General features: G+C 59.4%; 17 protein-coding genes and 1 pseudogene. 7 read left to right on the forward strand and 11 right to left on the reverse strand.

The window, feature by feature from the left end:
- Positions 1 to 2: 2 nt before the first annotated feature.
- The gene (gene pyk, locus AD670_RS19075; protein WP_053135757.1) at positions 3 to 1454 is read right to left on the reverse strand and encodes a pyruvate kinase; all 1452 of its coding nucleotides are present in this window, start codon (positions 1452 to 1454) and stop codon (positions 3 to 5) included.
- Positions 1455 to 1629: 175 nt separating this feature from the next.
- Here pyk and AD670_RS19080 point away from each other — a divergent pair, with 175 nt between their 5' ends.
- Both AD670_RS19080 and AD670_RS19085 read left to right on the forward strand, forming a co-directional pair.
- A complete protein-coding gene (locus tag AD670_RS19080; protein ID WP_053135760.1) occupies positions 1630 to 2004 on the forward strand; it encodes a tol-pal system YbgF family protein in 375 nt (124 codons plus the stop codon).
- 223 nt (positions 2005 to 2227) lie between these two features.
- Positions 2228 to 2587 (forward strand): PilZ domain-containing protein, encoded by a 360-nt coding sequence (locus tag AD670_RS19085; RefSeq protein ID WP_053135763.1) that lies wholly within the window; start codon positions 2228 to 2230, stop codon positions 2585 to 2587.
- Positions 2588 to 2661: 74 nt separating this feature from the next.
- Here AD670_RS19085 and AD670_RS19090 read toward each other — a convergent pair whose 3' ends face one another.
- From AD670_RS19090 to AD670_RS19115, 6 genes are read right to left on the reverse strand one after another with little or no spacing between them, the layout of a single operon-like run.
- Complete coding sequence (locus AD670_RS19090) at positions 2662 to 3993, reverse strand: DUF58 domain-containing protein (RefSeq protein WP_053135766.1); 1332 nt, start codon at positions 3991 to 3993, stop codon at positions 2662 to 2664.
- 7 nt (positions 3994 to 4000) lie between these two features.
- Complete coding sequence (locus AD670_RS19095) at positions 4001 to 4996, reverse strand: MoxR family ATPase (RefSeq protein WP_053135769.1); 996 nt, start codon at positions 4994 to 4996, stop codon at positions 4001 to 4003.
- Complete coding sequence (locus tag AD670_RS19100; protein ID WP_053135773.1) at positions 4993 to 6150, reverse strand: DUF4350 domain-containing protein; 1158 nt, start codon at positions 6148 to 6150, stop codon at positions 4993 to 4995. The genes AD670_RS19095 and AD670_RS19100 overlap by 4 nt, the downstream gene beginning before the upstream one ends.
- Entirely contained in the window at positions 6147 to 7667 is a 1521-nt protein-coding gene (locus AD670_RS19105) for a DUF4129 domain-containing protein (protein ID WP_053135776.1), read from the reverse strand. Before AD670_RS19105 ends, AD670_RS19100 begins: the two co-directional genes overlap by 4 nt.
- Complete coding sequence (locus AD670_RS19110; RefSeq protein ID WP_053135779.1) at positions 7654 to 8634, reverse strand: stage II sporulation protein M; 981 nt, start codon at positions 8632 to 8634, stop codon at positions 7654 to 7656. The genes AD670_RS19105 and AD670_RS19110 overlap by 14 nt, the downstream gene beginning before the upstream one ends.
- On the reverse strand, positions 8631 to 9323 hold the full coding sequence (locus AD670_RS19115) for an RDD family protein (RefSeq protein WP_053135782.1): 693 nt from the start codon (positions 9321 to 9323) through the stop codon (positions 8631 to 8633). The genes AD670_RS19110 and AD670_RS19115 overlap by 4 nt, the downstream gene beginning before the upstream one ends.
- 167 nt (positions 9324 to 9490) lie before the next feature.
- Between AD670_RS19115 and sbcB the strand changes: the two genes are divergently transcribed.
- Positions 9491 to 10918 (forward strand): exodeoxyribonuclease I, encoded by a 1428-nt coding sequence (sbcB, locus tag AD670_RS19120; protein WP_053135785.1) that lies wholly within the window; start codon positions 9491 to 9493, stop codon positions 10916 to 10918.
- 89 nt (positions 10919 to 11007) lie between these two features.
- Here the strand turns inward: sbcB and mvaT are convergent, their stop codons facing one another.
- Positions 11008 to 11385 carry a histone-like nucleoid-structuring protein MvaT gene (mvaT, locus tag AD670_RS19125; RefSeq protein WP_053135788.1) on the reverse strand — a complete coding sequence of 126 codons (378 nt, stop codon included), beginning with the start codon at positions 11383 to 11385 and terminating at the stop codon, positions 11008 to 11010.
- Positions 11386 to 11733: 348 nt separating this feature from the next.
- Between mvaT and purU the strand changes: the two genes are divergently transcribed.
- Both purU and AD670_RS31695 read left to right on the forward strand, forming a co-directional pair.
- Positions 11734 to 12582, forward strand: a complete 849-nt coding sequence (gene purU / locus AD670_RS19130) for a formyltetrahydrofolate deformylase (RefSeq protein ID WP_015885632.1) — start codon at positions 11734 to 11736, stop codon at positions 12580 to 12582.
- Between the two features lie 85 nt (positions 12583 to 12667).
- Positions 12668 to 12841, forward strand: a complete 174-nt coding sequence (locus AD670_RS31695) for a hypothetical protein (protein WP_172681503.1) — start codon at positions 12668 to 12670, stop codon at positions 12839 to 12841.
- 32 nt (positions 12842 to 12873) lie between these two features.
- Here AD670_RS31695 and AD670_RS32300 read toward each other — a convergent pair whose 3' ends face one another.
- Together AD670_RS32300 and AD670_RS32305 are read right to left on the reverse strand one after the other, a co-directional pair.
- Positions 12874 to 13638 carry a methyl-accepting chemotaxis protein gene (locus tag AD670_RS32300; protein ID WP_371263188.1) on the reverse strand — a complete coding sequence of 255 codons (765 nt, stop codon included), beginning with the start codon at positions 13636 to 13638 and terminating at the stop codon, positions 12874 to 12876.
- Between the two features lie 93 nt (positions 13639 to 13731).
- A pseudogene (locus tag AD670_RS32305) lies at positions 13732 to 14763 on the reverse strand (cache domain-containing protein); the annotation flags it as partial.
- A 191-nt stretch (positions 14764 to 14954) separates the two neighbouring features.
- On the opposite strand from AD670_RS32305, the gene AD670_RS19140 reads away from it, so the two are divergent.
- Positions 14955 to 16433, forward strand: coding sequence for a helicase HerA-like domain-containing protein (locus AD670_RS19140; protein ID WP_053135956.1), 1479 nt, complete (start codon positions 14955 to 14957; stop codon positions 16431 to 16433).
- Between the two features lie 4 nt (positions 16434 to 16437).
- On the opposite strand, the gene AD670_RS19145 is transcribed toward AD670_RS19140, so the two are convergent.
- Positions 16438 to 16893 carry a DUF721 domain-containing protein gene (locus tag AD670_RS19145; protein ID WP_027605525.1) on the reverse strand — a complete coding sequence of 152 codons (456 nt, stop codon included), beginning with the start codon at positions 16891 to 16893 and terminating at the stop codon, positions 16438 to 16440.
- Positions 16894 to 17187: 294 nt separating this feature from the next.
- On the opposite strand from AD670_RS19145, the gene secA reads away from it, so the two are divergent.
- Positions 17188 to 19923: a preprotein translocase subunit SecA gene (secA, locus tag AD670_RS19150; protein WP_053135794.1), complete on the forward strand. Its 2736-nt coding sequence runs from the start codon at positions 17188 to 17190 to the stop codon at positions 19921 to 19923.
- Positions 19924 to 19949 lie beyond the last annotated feature (26 nt).

Here is a 19949-nt window from a genome sequence, read left to right on the forward strand (position 1 = left end):
ACTCAGACCTGCGGGTCGCCCACGTGCAGGATCTTCATGCCATTGGTGCCACCGGTGGTGTGGTAGCTGTCGCCCTTGGTCAGGATGACCCAGTCGCCTTTCTCTACGACGCCGCGCTTGACCAGCTCGTCGATAGCCTTCTGGCTGACTTCGTTCGGCGCCAGTGAAGCCGGATCGAACGGAATGGTGTATACGCCGCGGAACAGCGCCGCGCGGGCCTGGGCTTCGCGGTGGGGAGTAAACGCGTAGATCGGCACCGAAGAACGGATACGCGACATGATCAACGGTGTATAGCCGCTTTCGGTCAAGGCGATGATCGCCTTCACGCCCGGGAAGTGGTTGGCGGTGTACATGGCTGCCAGGGCAATGCTCTGGTCGCAGCTCTCGAACACTTTGCCGATGCGGTGGCTGGAGGTCTTGCTGGTCGGGTGCTTTTCGGCACCGACGCAGATACGCGCCATGGCCTGCACGGCTTCCAGTGGGTACGGGCCGGCGGCACTTTCGGCCGAGAGCATCACGGCGTCGGTGTAGTCGAGCACGGCGTTGGCCACGTCGGACACTTCGGCGCGGGTTGGCATCGGGTTCTGGATCATCGACTCCATCATCTGGGTCGCGACGATTACCGCTTTGTTATGGCGGCGTGCGTGCAGGATGATCTTCTTCTGGATACCGATCAGTTCGGCGTCACCGATTTCCACGCCCAGGTCGCCACGGGCAACCATCACGGCGTCGGACGCCTTGATCAGGCCGTCGAGGGTTTCGTCATCGGCCACGGCTTCGGCGCGTTCGATCTTCGCCACCAGCCAGGCGGTACCGCCGGCCTCGTCGCGCAGTTTACGGGCGTATTCCATGTCGGCGGCGTCGCGCGGGAAGGACACGGCGAGGTAGTCCACTTCCATTTCAGCAGCGAGCTTGATGTCGGCCTTGTCTTTTTCAGTCAGGGCCGGGGCGGTCAAGCCACCGCCGCGACGGTTGATGCCTTTGTGATCGGACAGCGGGCCGCCGATGATCACGGTGCAATTCAATTCAGTCGGTGTAGCGGTGTCGACGCGCATCACAACGCGACCGTCGTCCAGCAGCAGCTCGTCACCGACGCCGCAATCCTTGACCAGGTCCGGGTAGTCGATACCCACGACGTCCTGGGTGCCTTCGGTCAGCGGGTGGCTGGTGGAGAAGGTGAACTTGTCACCGATCTTCAGCTCGATACGCTTGTTGGCGAATTTGGCGATACGGATTTTCGGGCCTTGCAGGTCACCCAGCAGTGCGACGAAGCGGCCGTGCTTGGCGGCGAGGTCACGCACCAGCTTGGCGCGAGCCTTGTGCTCGTCCGGGGTGCCGTGGGAAAAGTTCAGACGGGCAACGTCCAAACCAGCCAGAATCAGCTGTTCGAGGACTTCCGGCGAGTTGCTGGCCGGGCCAAGGGTGGCGACGATTTTGGTACGACGGACGGACATGCACAGACTCCTGAGTTCAAGCGCTGAGGAAGGCTACTATGCTCTTTGGTTGTAGTCATTGTTCGTTTGCACTACTTATCGACCAATCGCTTGTTTTCGCGTTGATCGAATAGACGAACATCCTTGAAGATTTTCGACGTGGGGTCGATACACTGCACAAGACAGGAGAACCCTCATGCGAATTTTGCTCATTGCTGCCCTCGCCGTCAGTGTCGTCGGCTGCACCCGCTGGTCGATGGACCATCATTTGAACAACGCCTACCGCGCCTATGGGGTCGGCGACTGCCAGCGCGTTACCCTGGAATTGTCCCAGGTCGACCGCGAAAGCCGAACCCGGCGTTATGTGCAGCCAGAGGTTTCGATGCTGCGCGGGCAATGCCTGGAGCGGCAGAAATTGTTCGTTGATGCTGTGCAAACCTATCAATTCATCATCAATCAGTACCCGTCGAGTGAGTATGCCTATCGTGCTCGCGCGAGGCTCGATACCCTCCAGCAACTGGGGTACTACAAAGGCGCCAGCGCTGCTCAGCCGCGTCCGGCGTCATTGTGATGATATTCGTCATTTAATAACTGGCCCGTTGCCAGTCTTGGGCTATTCTTTGGATGTTCGTTTGTATAAGTTTCTATCCGAACGAATGCGGGGTCTGGATTCGGCAGCTGCCTAGTGACAAGCGTTGTCTGTTGTCATACCGAGATCCAGGAGAGCGAGCGTATATGCTCGTTCCGAATCACTGGTACGGCCAGAGTCATGGCCATTGGATGGCGATCTCACCATGTTTACCGACCGACGGATCGAGCGGCATCAGCTACCTTACTTCCTTCAAGTGTTTAATCGCCTTACCGACAAACCCATCGGCTTCTTGGGGAATGTCTCGGAAGATGGGCTGATGTTAATCAGCCAGTTGCCCATGATGGTCGACGTGGACTTCGAGCTACGCTTGAAGATTCCTGGGGCTGATGACACCTTCCACGCTATTGACCTGACGGCCACTTGCCTGTGGAGCCATGAAGATATCAACCCCCAGCATTACGACTCCGGGTTCAGCGTGCGCCATGCGCCCGAGGAATACGGGCAGTTGATCAGTGTGTTGTTGCAGTACTTCAGTTTTGATCCCTTGCAGGCTTCGGCCTAGAGACAGCGCGTTGTCGACCCGGCTTTGAGGTTGTTGCCCTGGCCGTGGTCGTGCGCTCTTTTTCAGCGCGTCGCTTAGAATACGCCGGCTTTCTTCCACCCCAGGTAGCGTGTCACCAAGGCCGCTCCCAGTCCCGATGGCGAGGTGTCCAGCACCGACAGCCCATGGGCGCTCAGTCGGTCATGCAGTTCATCCCGAGTATTGAGGTAATCGACGGTGCCGCTGTAGGCGAGCGCTTCGGGCAAGGTTTGCACTGGAGATTGGCGCAGTTGATCGAGTACCTCCTCCCGCAAGCTGGCCACCAGCACCCTATGCTGGCGGCTGATGCGCTTGATGGCGGTCAGCAGCGCTTCATCGTCCTCATCGCGCAGGTTGGTGACCACGATCACCAACGCGCGACGTTTCTGCCGGGCTAACAGCTGGCTTGCTGCCGCCTGGTAATCGGCTGTTCGTCGAGTGGTGTCCAGGTCATACACCGCGTTGAGCAACAGGTTCAGCTGGCCGCTACCCTTTACCGGCGCCAGGTAGCGTGGAGCGTCACCGGCGAAGGTGCACATCCCCACCGCATCACCTTGGCGCAAGGCGACATAGCTGAGTAACAGGCAGGCGTTGAGGGCGTGGTCAAAATGGGAGAGCTCGTCATCCTGGCTGCGCATGCGTCGGCCACAATCGAGCATGAATACGATTTGTTGGTCGCGCTCATCCTGGTATTCCCGAGCGATGGGGGTGCGTTGTCGGGCGGTGGCCTTCCAGTCGATCTGTCGCAGGCTATCACCCTCGCGAAACTCGCGCAGTTGATGAAACTCCAGCCCCAACCCTCGCCGTTGACGTTGGCGTACGCCTAGTTGGCTCAGCCAGTTATCCACGCCAAGCAGCTGTGCACCGTATAGGCGGGCGAAATCCGGGTAGACGCGGGTGGCATCGTTGGCCTCGATAAAACGTCGTGCCGACCACAGGCCTAACGGACTTGGCAGATGGATCTCGCAGCGGCTGAAACTGAAGTGCCCGCGGCGCACGGGGCGAAGGCGGTAGCCCAGCTCGCTGCGTACACCGGGGCGCAGCGTAATGGCCTGGGGCATGTTCTCCACGGTCAGCCCGTCGGGGACGTGATCGAACACCTGCACGGTCAATGGTTGTGGATAGTCGTGTTCCAGGCTCAGGCGCACTTCTCCCCAGCGTCCCAGCGCCAGGCTGCCGGGCATCTGCCGTCGCAGCCGTGGGGCTGGCCGGCGACGCAGTCGCAGGGCATCCAGCATGGACAGCAGCAACAGTGCCAGGAGCAAGCCCCACATTACCGAGTGCAAGGTATCGGGCACCTTGAACTGCAACGCTTGTGCAGCACCCAGCAGAATGCTCAAGCTCAGCAGTACGCCAAGCCAGATCAACAGCAGACGGGATGGTTTCATGGGCGCGTCATTGCCGGGGTGCCGGAATCTGGTCGAGCAACTGTTTGAGCACCTGGTCGACCTCCAGCCCGTCGATATCCAGTTCCGGCGCAATGCGTACCCGATGGCGCAGGACTGCCAGGGCGCATCCCTTGATGTCATCCGGGGTGACGAACTCGCCGCCGCGTAACAAGGCGCGCGCACGTGCACCACGAACCAACGCAATGGAGGCCCGCGGGCCGGCGCCGATCGCCAGCCCCGGCCAACTGCGGGTGGCGCGTGCCAGGCGTACGGCGTAGTCGAGTACCTGCTCATCCAGGGCCAGCTCACTGGCGATCTGCTGCAGCTGCAATATGTCTTCGGCCTGCAGCACCTTGTGCAGGGGATGAACATCCAGCATGTCGGCCCGGGACGAACGCGTCACTTCGCGCACCATCTCCAGCTCCTGTTGGGCGTCGGGATAGTCCATGCGAACCTTCAGCATGAAGCGGTCCAGTTCTGCTTCCGGCAACGGGTAGGTGCCTTCCTGCTCAATCGGGTTCTGGGTCGCCAGCACCATGAACGGCTGTCCGATGGGCAATGCCTCGCCCTCCAGGGTGACCTGCCGTTCCTGCATCGCTTCGAGCAGGGCCGCCTGGGTCTTGGCCGGGGCGCGGTTGATTTCGTCGGCGAGCAGCAGGTGGGTGAATACTGGCCCTTTGCGCAACTTGAATTGCTCGGTGTGCAGGTCATAGACCGCGTGGCCGGTGACATCGCTGGGCATCAGGTCAGGGGTGAACTGGATACGTGCGAAATCGCCGTCGAAACAACGCGCCAGTGCCCGCACCAACAAGGTTTTTCCCAGTCCAGGCACCCCTTCGAGCAGCACATGGCCGCCGGCGATCAACGCGGTCAAGACATCGTCGATCACCTGGTTCTGGCCGATCACGGCCTTGCGCAGTTCAACGCGCAGGGCCTGGGCTTGCTGACTGGCGCGCTGCAGGGCTTCGCTGGTCAAAGCGGTAGCGCTTGGAAATTCGCTCATAGGGCATTCCTGAGAGTTTGCAGGCATGCCACCTGTCGGCTGAAATCGGCGCTGGAAAGCCGTTTTGCCGGAAGTGGGCCGAGAGCCTGGCTGATGACGTGAGAGGGTTGGCGCGTCAGGTGTGCGAGTACTCGCCATTGTTCCGTGTTGTCGAGATGTTCAAAGCCGGGATGGCGCCGCCGTGCGGTGCGCAGGATATCGTGCTGCAACGCCTGCAATAGGGTGCCTTGGCCGCTGCGACGCAGCAGGAAGTCGGCGCTGGCTTTCAGGTGCTCCTGCAACTGCCGACGGGCCTTGGGGGCGGGCGCATGGATGGGGCCCTGGCGCATGCCGGCCTGCCAGAGTGCCAGGGCAAGCAAGGCAATGAGCGTCACCAGCGCCTGGGGGAAATAACGCAACAGCAGGGTGAACAGGTCATCCACGTCGCTGTTGAACAACAAGGTCACGGCGGTGCCCTGGTTCAGATACCACAGCAGCCAGGCATTATCGTGTTTGCCAATGTCGGGCGTTTTCCACAGGTCGCTGTCGGTGATCACCGTTACGCGGCCTTGCCCGAGGTCGAGTTGCATCAGGTGGCTCGACCTGGCGCTATTGGCTGAAAACTGTGCCAGGTGCTTGGGGTCGATGAGATTGAAGTCGGTGTCGAAACTGAAATAGACCGGGGCGGTGTCATTGTCGACATACAGTTTGGTCAGGTCCGGTGCTTTGTTTTTGCGCGCCGGGGCGGGGTCATCGGGTTCGTCGCTGAGGGCTTGGTGGATATGCAGGCGATCGAGCAGCAGGTCGCCGCTCTTCCCGGTTTCTTCATCCCACAGGGCCTCGGCGACTACCAGTAGATGGCCGCCGGATTTGGCCCAGTCCAGGAGTTGCCCTACCTGGCGTGGCGACATGTTGCCGCGTTCGCCCAGTAGCAACAGGCTGTTGCCCCTGGCGGGCAGGGTAGTCAGGCGTTCCAGGCCATTGGCGTGCTCCACGGCCAGGCCTTGCTGGCGCAGAAAGTGTTCGGCCGCCAGGTAAGGGTTGGCCATGGCTTCCGGGGAGGGGCCGCGGTCCACGACCTCTTCATAGGGGGTCGCTTTGCTCCAGGCGTAAAAGCCGCCCGCTCCAATCAGGCACGCCACCATTAGGCCCACCCACAGTAATGGCCGGTTCATCGGGCACCTCCCGAACTGAACAGGGCGCGCCAATCGTTGCATAATTTCTGCTGGGCTGAGACCGGGGGCAGGTGATGGCCATAGGCAAGGTTTTGCCAGTGCCGAGTCAATTCGTCACTGAAGGCCAGTAACTGCGGCTGCTGCAACTGGTGAATGCGTTGCAGGACCTGACCTTCCGTGTCAGCGCTTTTAAGGGGCAGGTTGAAGTCATGCAGCAACCTGCTCAGCAGGCCACGATACAAAAGGCCGAGGGCTTCCCGTGGCTGGGTAGACCAGAGTTGCTCGGCGGTGCTGGCGATATCCTCAGGCAGGGTCTCGGTGCCCAGTTCCAGGCCGAACAATTGCGCGGGCACTGGTTTGGCCGCTTTGGGCATGCGTGCCCCGCGCTGGCCGACAAACGTGCGCAACCAGTCCCGATAACGCCACACCAACAAGGCCAGGCCACCGACCAGCAGGCTCCATAACAGTACTTCCATGCCTTGGGCGACATGCTTGAAAGTATTGCTGTTGAAGTTGTCCAGCAGTGCCTGCAGCCACGCCGGAAGTTTGCCGTCACTGTGTGCCTTGTTTTTAACGACGGGTTTTTCTTTGTCAAAGCGATAGCGGGTGACGGTTTCCGGATTTTTGAAGGGAGGCTTGTCCAGCAGCGACTTGATGGACTGGCTGGCATTCTGGGGGGGCAGTGGTTTGGCCTCATCCGCCATGGCGGGCGAGTTGAATGACAGCCATGTCAGCCCGATCACCAGCAGTAACAGTGGGGCCACATTGCTCAGGCGTTGGCGCAGGCGGCGGAACACCAGCTCCAGGTCCCATGCCTCCAGTACGGTGCGACGATTGAGATAAAGGCTGAAACCACAGGCGACATAGATAGGCTCCCAAAACACCAGGATCAAGGCGTAGAAGGCGTTGCTCAAGTGTTCCAGCCAGACCCCTTCAGAGCCCGTCGCCAGCGCCAGCCTTTGCCAATCCCAGTCCAGTTCAAGTTGTTGCGGAATGAATAGATAGAACAGCGCCATGCAGCCGAACCACAACCCGATTTCCAGGTGCACCCCGACGGTGGTCAACCAGCGCGCGGCACCGGCATTGCGCTGCTGCAGCACGCCCAGGCGTTTCTGGCGCGCCTCGCCGTCCAGTCCTTCGAGCTGGCTGACCGGCATCACAAAACTGCGGCTGAGGCTAAATCGGCGCCAGGTCAGGCTCGCCACCAGTTGGTGGTTAAGTAATCTTGGCCATTGGCGTACAGCCTGCTTGAGGCTGGGCGTTTCGCCGAACAGGGCTTTGGAGAGGATATATAAAGGCAAGCGGTCAAAGGCCGGTTTGAACCACCAGAACAGGAACATGGCGGCAGATGGGTATTTCCATAGCAATGCGGTGAGCAAGGCAAAAACCGGCAGGGTCACCAGCGCCCAACTGCTCATAAGCAGCAGGCGATGCTCGCGGGCCATTAATACCCCAAGGTCCATGGCCTCCCATGCGGTACGCGGGCGAATCGCCACGCTGGCATCACTCAGGCGCATGGCGAGTCCGTCCGGCAAAGGTCAGGTAAGTCGCCACCAGCAGCCAAAGTGCAGCGCCCACCAGGTATTTGACCCAAGGGGCGATCTGGGTGGTGGAGGACCAGTAGGCTTCGATAAATGCCGCAATCAGCAGGAACACCATGACACCGCACAGCAGTTGCACGCTCTTGCGAGCGGCGAGGCGTAGGGATTCGCCACGGGTCAGTTGCCCCGGTGCGATCAACGCCCAGCCCAGTTGCAAGCCTGCTGCGCCGGCGAGTGCAATGGCCGTCAACTCAAAAGCCCCATGGCCGATGACAAATGACCAGAAGGTCTGGCCATAGCCGATTTCGGTCAGGTGCCCGGAAATCGCGCCGATGATCAGCCCATTGAATATCAGGAAAAACACACTGCCCAGACCGAACAGCAAACCGGCGGCAAATGTCTGAAAAGCGATACCGGTGTTGTGCATGACGTAGTAGCCAAACATCATCCAGTCTTCGCTCGATGCGCGTTCGGCAGCACGCCCCAGCCGGCTGGCATCGGGGTCATACATGCCCTGCATTTCGGCCACTTGCTGGGGGCTGACAATGCTGTAGATCAGGTCGGGAAACAGGTAGACCAGCAGGGCAATGCCCAACAGGCTGCCAAAGAACAGCAGGCTGGCAATCCACACGAAGCGCCACTGTTCTCGCACCAGTCGTGGAAAGTCGGCCAGTATGAAACTCAGCACATTCGCCGCCAATTGGCTGCGGTGGCGATACAGTTGTTGATGGCCGCGCAACGCCAGTTGTTGCAGGGGGTCCACCAGGTAACTGCTGTAGCCGCGTTCCTGGGCGAGGGCCAGGTGCTGGCATAGACGCCGGTATTGATGTGGGAAATCGGCCACGTCATTGGCCTTGGCCTTGCCTTGTTCCAACTGCTCCAGTATTTCGGCGAAGGATTGCCACTGGGATTGGTAACGGCTTTCAAAGAGACTCTGCTTCATGTCGGCCCCAACAGGCCGCGGGCCACGCCATTGAGCTGCTCCACGGCGCGGGCCGGCGACACTTGCAGCGGCGTCGCAAGGATCGAGGCGAGCTCGTGTACCCGTTCGGCGGACAACTCACCCTGGCGTTCGGCGAAGCCAAGAATCGCTCGCTGCTCACTCAGTTCCAGGGCGAAGGGTAAGCGCAATGGTGCGGCTTGCGGTACCTGGGGACGTGCCAAGGGCTGTTCGCGGTAGACCACCAACGTGCCAGCGGCCAGGTCGCCGAGGCGTTTGAAGTGAGGATGATGCAGGCAACTGATTGCGCCGAGAAAGTAGCCGAAAGGCAGCATGTCGACGAACCGCAGGAGGTTGCGGATCAACGACGCTGACCAACCGATAGGTGTGCCGTCATCCTGCACTACCCGCAAGCCCATGACCTGCTTGCCCGGTGAGCAGCCCTGGTTGAGTACCTCGAACAGCACCATGTACCACCAACTGACCAGGAACAGCAGAAGCGAGCCCAGGCCGATACCAATATTGCCGAGCAACGCCAATGGCACCAGCAGCACGCCCATGACCACCGCGCGTGCGCCCAGGTCGAAGGCAAATGCCAGCGCCCGTGGCACCAGGCCGGCTGGACGCAGTGGCAGGTCGATACCCTCCGGGGTCTCGATCTGGTAGCGGGTATCCAATGGGGCTGATGGCATCGCGATCCTTGGCAGTGCAGAGCGTTTGGGAGACACGGATGCTAACAGCGTCGGCGATGGAAGCAACCATTCGAGGTTTTGCTGGATGTTTGTACAGTCTATTTGGTGCTGGCCCCGGGCACGGCTCAACGCCTAGACTTTGTCGATCTTCAGCACAGGAATAGCCCGTGACCTCCATTTTCTGGTACGACTATGAAACCACCGGCATCAATCCGCGCAGCGATCGCCCACTCCAGGTTGCCGGCATTCGTACGGATCTCGATCTCAACGAGGTCGGTCCGCCGGTCAATCTTTACTGCCAGCCCAGCGACGACATCCTGCCCCATCCGGCGGCGTGTGCTATTACCGGGATCACCCCTGTAATACTGGCGGAAAAAGGCCTGGCCGAGGCCGATTTCATGACCCGTGTACATGCCGAACTGGCGGCCCCGGGGACGTGCGGCGCCGGTTACAACACCTTGCGGTTTGACGATGAAATGACGCGCTACAGCCTGTATCGCAATTTTTTCGACCCTTACGCACGGGAATGGCAGGGCGGTAACAGCCGTTGGGATCTGATCGACGTGGTTCGCACCGCCTACGCCCTGCGCCCGGAAGGCATCGAGTGGCCGCAGCAGGACGGGCGGGTGACCCTCAAGCTTGAGCGCCTGACCGCCGCCAACGGCATTGACCACGGTCAGGCCCACGATGCGTTATCCGACGTGCGTGCCACGATCGCCCTGGCTCGATTGGTTCGCGAGAAGCAGCCCAAGCTTTACGACTGGTTGTTTCAGCTACGCAGTAAACAACGCGTGATGGATCAAGTGCGCTTGCTGCAGCCGATGGTGCATATCTCCGGGCGTTTTTCCGCCGAGCGTCATTACCTGGGGGTTGTACTGCCCTTGGCCTGGCATCCGCGCAACCGCAATGCGCTGATTGTCTGCGACCTTGGGCTCGATCCCCAGGCGCTGCTGGACATGGATGCCGCTGCCTTGCGTCAACGCCTGTACACCCGTCGTGATGACCTGGCCGAAGGTGAGCTGCCGGTACCGCTCAAATTGGTGCATATCAACCGTTGCCCCGTGGTCGCGCCCTTGAACGTGCTGCGGGCCGAAGATCGTGAACGCCTGCAGTTGGATATGGATATGTATCAGTCGCGGGCTCTGCGGCTAACTGACGCACAGGAACTTTGGCGCGATAAGTTGGCGCTCATTTACGCTGAGGAAGATTTTGCCCCGAGTGCAGACCCGGAACAGCAGCTTTACGACGGTTTTATCGGGGATCGTGATCGACGGTTATGCGAGCAAGTCCGGGCGGCTGAGCCTGCACAATTAGCCAGCCAGCAGTGGCCTTTTGATGATCACCGTTTGCCTGAATTATTGTTTCGTTACCGGGCGCGTAACTTCCCCGATACGCTGAACAGCGAGGAGCAACAGCGCTGGAAACTTTTCTGTCAGCAACGTTTGGAAAAACCTGAATTCGGTGCGCCGAATACCCTGGAGGCATTTAATCAAGCTCGGCAGGAGTTGGCCGTTAGTGCGACGCCGTTTCAGCAGCAGGTGCTGGAGCAGTGGCAGGAATATGCTGACGCTTTAGCCGCTCGTGTGAATACGTAATAGCGGGCTGTAGAAAAGACGATCAATAAAAAACGCCAGCAAGCTGGCGTTTTTAATGGGTCGCGTATCAAGCGCAGACCTGGCGAAGCTTAGCCCAGCAGGGTAGCCCAGCCTTCAACCACATCACCGCCCCACTTGGCTTTCCACTCTTTCAGGGTTTTGTGGTTGCCGCCTTTGGTTTCAATCACTTCGCCATTGTGCGGGTTTTTGTATTGCTTGACCTTGCGAGCACGCTTGGTACCGGTAGTTTTCACGGCGCCACCACGTGGTGCTTTAACTTTCGACTCTGGATCCAGCAGCGCAATGATGTCACGCAGGGATTTGGAGTACTCACCCATGAGGGTGCGCAGTTTGCCTTCGAATTCCAGCTCGGTTTTCAGTTTGTCATCTTGGGACAGGTTCTTCAAACGAGCTTGCAGCTCTTTGATAGCTTCTTCGGTGGCACGGTATTCGTTGATCAGAGACATGTGGACTACCTTATGTAGAACGCTGATTGACAGGGATAGTGGCCCAATAATAGTCAGGCGGTTTGCCCAAGTAAACATTTAAGGACGCATTTAGGTGAATTAGTTTGAATGTTTGTGGAGGCGCTATGCAATCGAGTTAATTATTAGGTGCTACGCGGAAAATAATGTCCTTAATTTCTTCATAATTGCTTGAGCTTGCGCTGTTCGTTCATATAGCTGCGGTAAAACCATACGCTATTAAGGGATGTGGCCAGGACGTCGGATCAGAATAACCCTCATCGAATACTGCAGTTTTTCTGCACAATCGCTAGAATGGCGGCCTTTGCGAAGTTCTGGAGTTCCCCCCTAATGCGCACTTTTCGGCTGGTGATTGCTTGCCCGGACCGGGTTGGCATCGTTGCCAAAGTCAGTAACTTTCTGGCCTCCCACAACGGCTGGATCACCGAGGCGAGCCATCACTCGGACAATCTCAGCGGTTGGTTCTTCATGCGTCACGAAATCCGTGCCGACACGCTGCCCTTTGGTCTTGAGGCTTTCCGCGAGGCATTTGCGCCCATCGCAGAAGAGTTTTCGATGACCTGGCACATCACCGACACCGAGCAGAAAAAGCGCGTGGTGTTGATGGCCAGTCGCGAATCCCACTGCCTCGCCGACTTGCTGCACCGCTGGCACAGCGATGAACTGGACTGCGAGATCGCTTGCGTGATCTCCAACCATGACGACCTGCGCAGCATGGTCGAGTGGCATGGCATCCCTTACTACCACGTGCCGGTCAACCCGCAGGACAAGGAGCCGGCGTTCGCCGAGGTCTCTCGCCTGGTCAAGCAGCATGAGGCCGACGTGGTCGTGCTGGCGCGCTACATGCAAATCCTGCCACCGGAGCTGTGCCGCGAATACGCGGGCAAGGTGATCAACATTCACCACAGCTTCCTGCCTTCGTTCGTGGGGGCCAAGCCTTACCACCAGGCTTCCCTGCGTGGCGTGAAGTTGATTGGCGCAACCTGCCATTACGTCACTGAAGAGCTGGATGCCGGGCCGATCATTGAGCAGGACGTGGTGCGCGTCAGCCACAGCGACAGCATTGAAGACATGGTGCGGTTTGGCCGGGATGTCGAGAAGATGGTGCTGGCCCGTGGCCTGCGTTATCACCTGGAAGACCGCGTGCTGGTGCACGGCAACAAGACTGTCGTGTTCTGATCAACGCGTTTGGATTGAAGAATGGAGGGCCTGGGCGTTAAATCGCGGCAGGCCCTTTTTCTTGCCTGCCGCTGAGGATTGACCCATGAGTGATCCCCTGGACAAAGCCACCTCCAAAGCACCCGCGACACTGGGGGAGGGGTGTTTGAGCCGGTATGACCCGGATGACCTGGACAGTGAGGATGGCACCGACTTTCCAGGTGCCGCCGAGTTGTGGGAGCAGGAACAGGAAAAGTCCCAATCCAAAGAAGAAACATAACCCGCCGCTGAATCCAGCGACGGGTGCCTGGATCAGATCCGGAAGCTGCCCACCAGTTGTTTCAACCGTGACGCCTGCTGTTCCAGGTCGGCGCAGGCGCGCAGCGTCGATTGCAGGTTTTCGACGCCTTCTTGGTTGAGGGTGTTGATCTCGGTGATGTCCATGTTGATCGACTCCACTACCGAGGTCTGCTCTTCGGTTGCGGTGGCAACCGACTGGTTCATGCCGTCGATCTCGCCAATGCGTTGGGTCACGCTGTTAAGGCGCTCACCGGCCAGGTTGGCGATTTCCACGCTGTCATGACTGTGGCGCTGGCTTTCGCTCATGGTGCTGACCGAGTCCCGCGCACCGACTTGCAGCTCCTCGATCATCTTTTGTACTTGCTGTGCCGATTCCTGGGTGCGATGAGCCAGGTTGCGCACTTCATCGGCAACTACCGCAAACCCGCGCCCGGCTTCACCGGCACGTGCGGCTTCGATGGCGGCGTTCAGTGCCAACAGGTTGGTTTGCTGGGAAATACTGGTGATCACTTCGAGAATCTGGCCGATATTCACCGTCTTGCTGTTAAGTGCTTCGATATTGCTGCTTGAGGCGCTGATCATTGCCGACAGCTGAGTCATCGCCTTGATATTACGTTCAACCACCTGTTGCCCGTCTTCAGCCAAGTGCCGCGCATCGCTGGCCTGGTTGGAGGCTTGTGCGGCGTTACGGGCGATTTCCTGGGCGGCGGCGCCCAGTTCGTTGATCGCGGCGGCAACGCTGTTGGTGCGGTTGGCCTGTTCGTCGGAGTTGACCATCGACGAGTTGGACGCGCTGACCACCCGCAGTGCGACTTCGTTGACCTGTTCGGTGGCCGAGGACACTTCGCGGATGGACGTATGAATCCGCTCCACGAAGCGGTTGAATGCAGTGCCCAGGGTGCCGAACTCATCGTGATTCTGGATGGTCAGGCGGCGAGTCAGGTCGCCTTCGCCATCGGCAATGTCTTGCATGGCACGGGTCATCACGTGCAGCGGTTGCAACAGGACGCGAATCAGCATGCCCAACAAGGCAATGATGATCACCACAGCAATGAGCGTGGCGATCACCGCCGAGGTGCGGAATTCGCTGAGCATGGCGAAGGATTTGTCTTTATCCACCGAAATGCCCAGGTACCAGTTCACCGACGGCAGGCCCTTGATCGGTGTAAAGGTCACGATGTTGTCCTTGCCATTGGCTTGGACTTCACTGAAGTCGCCGCTGATCTTCGGCGTGTTTTTTGGATACATGTCGGCCAGGGTTTTCATCACCAGGCTTTTGTCCGGGTGTACCAGCACCTTGCCATCGGCACTGACCAGGAACGCGTAGCCCATGCCGCCGAAGTTCAGCGCGCCAATGTTATCTACCAGGGTTTGCAGGCTCAGGTCGCCGCCCACCACACCAATGCTTTGGCCGCCTTTGGCGCTGGGGGTCGCGATGGAAATGATCAGTTGCCCCGTTGCGGCATCGATATACGGTTCGGTCAGCGTCGAGCCGTTGCTGCTTTGGGCACCCTTGTACCAGGGGCGAACACGCGGATCGAAGCCATCTGGCATCTTGGTGTCGGGGCGGATGGTGAAGGCCCCTTTGCTGTCGCCCACGTAGGTAGCCATGAAGGACGACGTCAGGGTTTTCTGTTCCAGCAGGCTGGCAACGGTCGACGGCTCGGGGTTGATGGCGATGTTTTGTGCCGCGTTTTCCACCAGTGCAATGCGCCCGTTAAGCCAGGTCTGAATGTTGCTGGCGGTGACATCGCCCATTTCATGCAGGTAATTGTTAAGGTCGTCGCGAATGGCATTGCGTTGCAGGTAGTCGTTGTAGAGGGTGAACAGTGCGAAGGCCGCGATGACGATAAGGGAGGCTGCAAGCAGGATTTTATGGCTGAAACGTAGATTTTTATTCATAGCTTGAAGGGTCCGCTAAGGTCTTAATATCCGAAGCGTGTCCTTGTGGAACACGCGAAAGGGTAGTGTCAAAAAAGCTTTGATATTCCCGTTGGTCCATGTAGGAACTATCTGAGCGATTTTTAGACTTTGTGGGTCTCACACCTGTCTTATCGACCTGGCGACACTAAAGATTAACCATGGGTGACAAAATGCCTGACTCCACGCAACTCCTTATCGGTGCCGGTCTTGATGGCCAGCCCATTGCCCAGGCCATGCGCCTGGCCAACCGTCATGGGTTGATTGCCGGCGCTACCGGCACGGGCAAGACGGTCACGCTGCAACGCCTGGCCGAAGCCTTCAGTGATGCGGGCGTGGCGGTATTTGCGGCTGATATCAAAGGTGACCTCTGTGGCCTGGGTGCTGCCGCCACCCCCGAGGGCAAGGTGGCCGAGCGTATCGCCGGCATGCCTTTCCTTAATTACACGGCCAAGGCCTACCCCGTCACGCTGTGGGACATCCACGGGCAGTCCGGCCATCCATTGCGCACTACCATCAGCGAAATGGGCCCGCTGTTGCTCGGCAGTTTGCTGGAGCTCACTGACAGTCAGCAGTCGGCCCTCTATGCGGCATTCAAGGTGGCGGATCGCGAAGGTCTGTTACTGCTGGATCTCAAAGACCTCAAGGCACTGCTCAACCACCTGCGTTATCACCCGCAGTTGCTCGGCGAAGACGCGGCGCTGATGACCACCGGCTCCAGTCAGGCGCTGTTGCGGCGTCTGGCCGTATTGGAGCAGCAGGGCGCCGAAGCCTTGTTTGGCGAGCCGGCCCTGCAGCTTGAAGACATCTTGCAGCCCACCAGCGATGGGCGCGGGCGTATCCACCTGTTGGACGCCAGTCGCCTGGTGCATGAGGCGCCAAAGGTATACGCGACCTTCCTGCTGTGGCTGCTGGCGGAATTGTTCGAGCAACTGCCAGAGCGCGGTGATGCTGACAAACCGCTGCTGGCGCTGTTCTTCGACGAGGCGCATTTGCTGTTCGCCGACACGCCCAAGGCTTTGCAAGATCGCTTGGAGCAAGTGGTGCGGCTGATTCGCTCCAAGGGGGTTGGAGTGTATTTCGTCACCCAATCGCCGGGCGACCTGCCGGACACGGTGCTGGCGCAACTCGGTTTGCGCGTCCAGCACGGCCTGCGGGCGTTCACCACGAAAGAACAGAAATCCTTGCGGGCGGTAGCCGATGGATTCCGGCCGAACCCCGCGTTTGATGCTTTATCGGTCTTGACCGAGTTGGGCACGGGTGAGGCATTGGTGGGCACCTTGCAGGAAAAAGGCACGCCGGAAGTCGTCCAGCGCGTGCTGGTCGCGCCGCCGCAATCGCGAATCGGGCCACTCAGCACGGCTGAACGCGCCGCATTGGTGGCCAGTTCGCCGTTGCAGGGGCGCTATGACAAGCCGATTGATCGCGAGTCGGCCTATGAAGTATTGATGGCGCGCAAGGAGCTTGGACCCGCCGAGGAGGCCACGCCGGCCGCCGAGGAGCCTAGCTTTGCTGACAAGGCCGGGGCGTTTCTGGGAACCACCGCAGGCAAGGCATTGAAATCAGCGATGCAGCAGGCGGCCAATCAGATGGGGCGCCAACTGGTACGTGGTTTGTTGGGGTCTTTGCTGGGGGGCAGCAAGCGCAAGTAGCGGTTCAGGGTTTGGGTTTGCCATGGGCGGCCAGCCGCTCAAGTGCTGCGCGCAAGCCCGGATCGCTGATGCCGTCGGCCGTGGCCTGAATCGTCTCGGCCGCCGTCTCCGACAAGTCCATGGTGTGGCCTGCCGCGCCTTGTTGCACGGTCGGTGGTTGTACCTTGAACTGGATGCGCGTCAAGCTGGCGAACTCATCGAATGCCATCAATTGACGCTGCAGGCGTTTTTGCTGATAGCGCAGACGGGTGGCCCAATGGCCGTCTGTGACAATCAGCAGCAGGTTGCCTTCTCGCCAGGACGCCACATGGCAGTGTTCGCGGGCGGCTGGTTGCAGTTGGCTTTCGAGCAGGCGTTGCAAATGGCCCAAGCGTTGCGCATGGCCAAAGATGGCTTTCAACGGCTTGGCTTCGCGAAGCAACACGCTGGGCGCGCGGGCTGTAAGAGGGCGAAATGCCATGTTTGGACACCTTAAGTAACAGAGCGGCCATCTTAGCAGAAAGCGTCTGCGCGGCCCCGGGCAATGCATTGCCGGGACTTTATCCACAAAATCAATCGACTCCACGGGTTGAAGTTCGCGCAAAAGCCCTTATTTTAAACAAGCCCTCTCACAGCACCATGCCAGCATCGGGGAACAACGCCACTTTCCTCACCCACGATTCCGGGTAGAATGCGCGTTCGCATGCGGCCGTGAGGGCTGCTCGGGCCACTCACGGTGCGCCCTCCATCCCTATGTGTGGAAGAACCTGCCGATATGTTTGCGCCTTTGTTAAAGAAACTTTTTGGAAGCAAGAATGAGCGCGAAGTCAAACGCATGCTCAAGACGGTGCAGCTGGTCAATGCCTTCGAAGAGCAGATGGTTGCCCTGTCGGACGAGCAATTGCGCGCCAAGACCGAAGAGTTCAAGGCCCGCATAGCCAAAGGTGAAACCCTCGACAAGCTGCTTCCCGAAGCCTTTGCGGTTGCCCGTGAAGCCGGCAAGCGTGTCATGGGCATGCGCCACTTCGACGTCCAGTTGATCGGCGGCATGACCTTGCATGAAGGCATGATTGCCGAAATGCGTACCGGTGAAGGCAAGACCCTGGTAGCCACCCTGGGTGTTTACCTCAACGCACTGTCCGGCAAGGGCGTGCACGTTGTGACGGTGAACGACTACCTGGCTCGCCGGGACGCCAACTGGATGCGCCCGCTGTATGAATTCCTCGGCCTGACCGTCGGCGTGGTAACGCCGTTCCAGCCGCCGGAAGAGAAGCGTGCGGCCTACGCCGCCGACATCACCTACGGCACCAACAACGAATTCGGTTTCGACTACCTGCGCGACAACATGGCGTTCAGCATGGAAGAAAAATTCCAGCGCGAACTCAACTTTGCCGTGATCGACGAAGTCGACTCCATCCTCATCGACGAAGCCCGTACCCCGCTGATCATCTCCGGCCAGGCCGAAGACAGCTCGCGCCTGTACACCGAGATCAACAAGTTGATCCCGCGTCTTGAGCAGCACATCGAGGAAGTGGAAGGCGTGGTGACCAAAGAAGGTCACTTCACCATCGACGAGAAGACCCGTCAGGTCGAGCTCAACGAAGCCGGTCACCAGTATGTAGAAGACATGCTGACCCAGATCGGCCTGCTGGCTGAAGGCGAAAGCCTGTACTCGGCCCACAACCTGGGCCTGTTGACCCACGTATATGCTGGCCTGCGCGCCCACAAGCTGTTCCATCGCAACGTCGAATACATCGTGCAGGACGGCCAGGTTGTACTGGTTGACGAACACACCGGACGTACCATGCCGGGTCGTCGTCTGTCCGAAGGCCTGCACCAGGCCATCGAAGCCAAGGAAGTGCTCAACATCCAGGCCGAAAGCCAGACGTTGGCGTCCACCACCTTCCAGAACTACTTCCGCCTGTATAACAAGCTGTCCGGCATGACCGGTACGGCTGACACCGAAGCGTTCGAATTCCACCAGATCTACGGTCTGTCGGTAGTGGTCATCCCGCCGAACAAGCCGCTGGCCCGTAAAGACTTCAACGACCTGGTGTTCCTGACCGCCGAAGAGAAATACGCGGCGATCATCAACGACATCAAGGACGGCATGGCCCAGGGTCGTCCGATCCTGGTGGGTACCGCCACCATCGAAACTTCCGAGCACGTCTCCAACCTGCTCAACAAGGAAGGCATCGAGCACAAGGTCCTCAACGCCAAGTTCCACGAAAAAGAAGCCGAGATCATCGCCCAGGCCGGTCGCCCAGGCGCGCTGACCATCGCCACCAACATGGCCGGTCGTGGTACCGACATCCTGTTGGGCGGTAACTGGGAAGTGGAAGTGGCCTCGCTGGACAACCCGACCCCTGAGCAGATCGCCCAGATCAAGGCCGACTGGCAGAAACGCCACCAGGCCGTGCTGGAATCCGGTGGCTTGCAGGTGATTGCGTCCGAGCGTCACGAATCCCGTCGTATCGACAACCAGCTGCGTGGCCGTGCCGGCCGCCAGGGTGACGCCGGTTCCAGCCGCTTCTACCTGTCCCTGGAAGACAGCCTGATGCGCATCTTCGCCTCGGATCGGGTGAAGAACTTCATGAAAGCCCTGGGCATGCAGTCCGGTGAAGCGATCGAGCACCGCATGGTGACCAACGCCATCGAGAAGGCACAGCGCAAGGTAGAAGGTCGTAACTTCGACATTCGTAAGCAACTGCTTGAGTTCGATGACGTCAACAACGAACAGCGTAAAGTGATTTATCACATGCGTAACACGTTGCTGGCCGCCGACAACATTGGCGAGACCATCGCTGATTTCCGTCAGGACGTGCTCAACGCCACCGTCAGCGCCCATATCCCGCCACAGTCGTTGCCTGAGCAGTGGGATGTCGCCGGTCTGGAAGCTGCGTTGAAGAACGACTTCGGTGTCGATCTGCCGGTCCAGCAATGGCTCGACGAAGACGACCACCTGTACGAGGAAACCCTGCGCGAGAAGCTCATGACCGAGCTGCTGGCCGCGTACAACGAGAAAGAAGAGCAGGCGAGTGCCGAAGCACTGCGCACCTTCGAGAAGCAGATCGTACTGCGCGTGCTGGACGACCTGTGGAAAGACCACCTGTCGACCATGGACCACCTGCGTCACGGTATCCACCTGCGCGGCTACGCCCAGAAGAACCCGAAGCAGGAGTACAAGCGCGAGTCGTTCACGCTGTTCTCCGAGTTGCTGGATTCGATCAAGCGCGATTCGATTCGCGTGCTGTCCCACGTTCAGGTGCGTCGCGAAGACCCGATCGAGGAAGAAGCTCGCCTGCGTCAGGAAGCCGAGGCACTGGCGGCGCGCATGCAGTTCCAGCACGACGAAGCCCCGGGTCTGGAAGCGCCTGAGGTGTTGGGCGAAGAGGTCGATGTGGCCTTGGCCCAGTCCCCGGTGCGCAACGAGCAGAAGCTGGGCCGCAACGAACTGTGCTATTGCGGTTCGGGCAAGAAATTCAAACACTGCCACGGCCAGATCGAATAAGATTTTCGCCTGACGCTGCAACACCC

It is taken from the genome of Pseudomonas sp. MIACH (genome assembly GCF_001269925.1).
Taxonomy (GTDB): domain Bacteria; phylum Pseudomonadota; class Gammaproteobacteria; order Pseudomonadales; family Pseudomonadaceae; genus Aquipseudomonas.

What these genes read in the sequence shown, in the direction of transcription:
- AD670_RS19090 (WP_053135766.1), bottom strand. Translation starts at nt 3,993, where the DNA reads ATGAAACCATCCCGTCTGCTGTTGATCTGGCTTGGCGTACTGCTGAGC.
- AD670_RS19080 (WP_053135760.1), top strand. Translation starts at nt 1,630, where the DNA reads ATGCGAATTTTGCTCATTGCTGCCCTCGCCGTCAGTGTCGTCGGCTGC.
- mvaT (WP_053135788.1), bottom strand. Translation starts at nt 11,385, where the DNA reads ATGTCTCTGATCAACGAATACCGTGCCACCGAAGAAGCTATCAAAGAG.
- AD670_RS31695 (WP_172681503.1), top strand. Translation starts at nt 12,668, where the DNA reads ATGAGTGATCCCCTGGACAAAGCCACCTCCAAAGCACCCGCGACACTG.
- AD670_RS19105 (WP_053135776.1), bottom strand. Translation starts at nt 7,667, where the DNA reads ATGCGCCTGAGTGATGCCAGCGTGGCGATTCGCCCGCGTACCGCATGG.
- AD670_RS19095 (WP_053135769.1), bottom strand. Translation starts at nt 4,996, where the DNA reads ATGAGCGAATTTCCAAGCGCTACCGCTTTGACCAGCGAAGCCCTGCAG.
- secA (WP_053135794.1), top strand. Translation starts at nt 17,188, where the DNA reads ATGTTTGCGCCTTTGTTAAAGAAACTTTTTGGAAGCAAGAATGAGCGC.
- AD670_RS19140 (WP_053135956.1), top strand. Translation starts at nt 14,955, where the DNA reads ATGCCTGACTCCACGCAACTCCTTATCGGTGCCGGTCTTGATGGCCAG.
- AD670_RS19115 (WP_053135782.1), bottom strand. Translation starts at nt 9,323, where the DNA reads ATGCCATCAGCCCCATTGGATACCCGCTACCAGATCGAGACCCCGGAG.
- AD670_RS19100 (WP_053135773.1), bottom strand. Translation starts at nt 6,150, where the DNA reads ATGAACCGGCCATTACTGTGGGTGGGCCTAATGGTGGCGTGCCTGATT.
- AD670_RS32300 (WP_371263188.1), bottom strand. Translation starts at nt 13,638, where the DNA reads ATGGTCAACTCCGACGAACAGGCCAACCGCACCAACAGCGTTGCCGCC.
- AD670_RS19145 (WP_027605525.1), bottom strand. Translation starts at nt 16,893, where the DNA reads ATGGCATTTCGCCCTCTTACAGCCCGCGCGCCCAGCGTGTTGCTTCGC.
- pyk (WP_053135757.1), bottom strand. Translation starts at nt 1,454, where the DNA reads ATGTCCGTCCGTCGTACCAAAATCGTCGCCACCCTTGGCCCGGCCAGC.
- AD670_RS19085 (WP_053135763.1), top strand. Translation starts at nt 2,228, where the DNA reads ATGTTTACCGACCGACGGATCGAGCGGCATCAGCTACCTTACTTCCTT.
- AD670_RS19110 (WP_053135779.1), bottom strand. Translation starts at nt 8,634, where the DNA reads ATGAAGCAGAGTCTCTTTGAAAGCCGTTACCAATCCCAGTGGCAATCC.
- purU (WP_015885632.1), top strand. Translation starts at nt 11,734, where the DNA reads ATGCGCACTTTTCGGCTGGTGATTGCTTGCCCGGACCGGGTTGGCATC.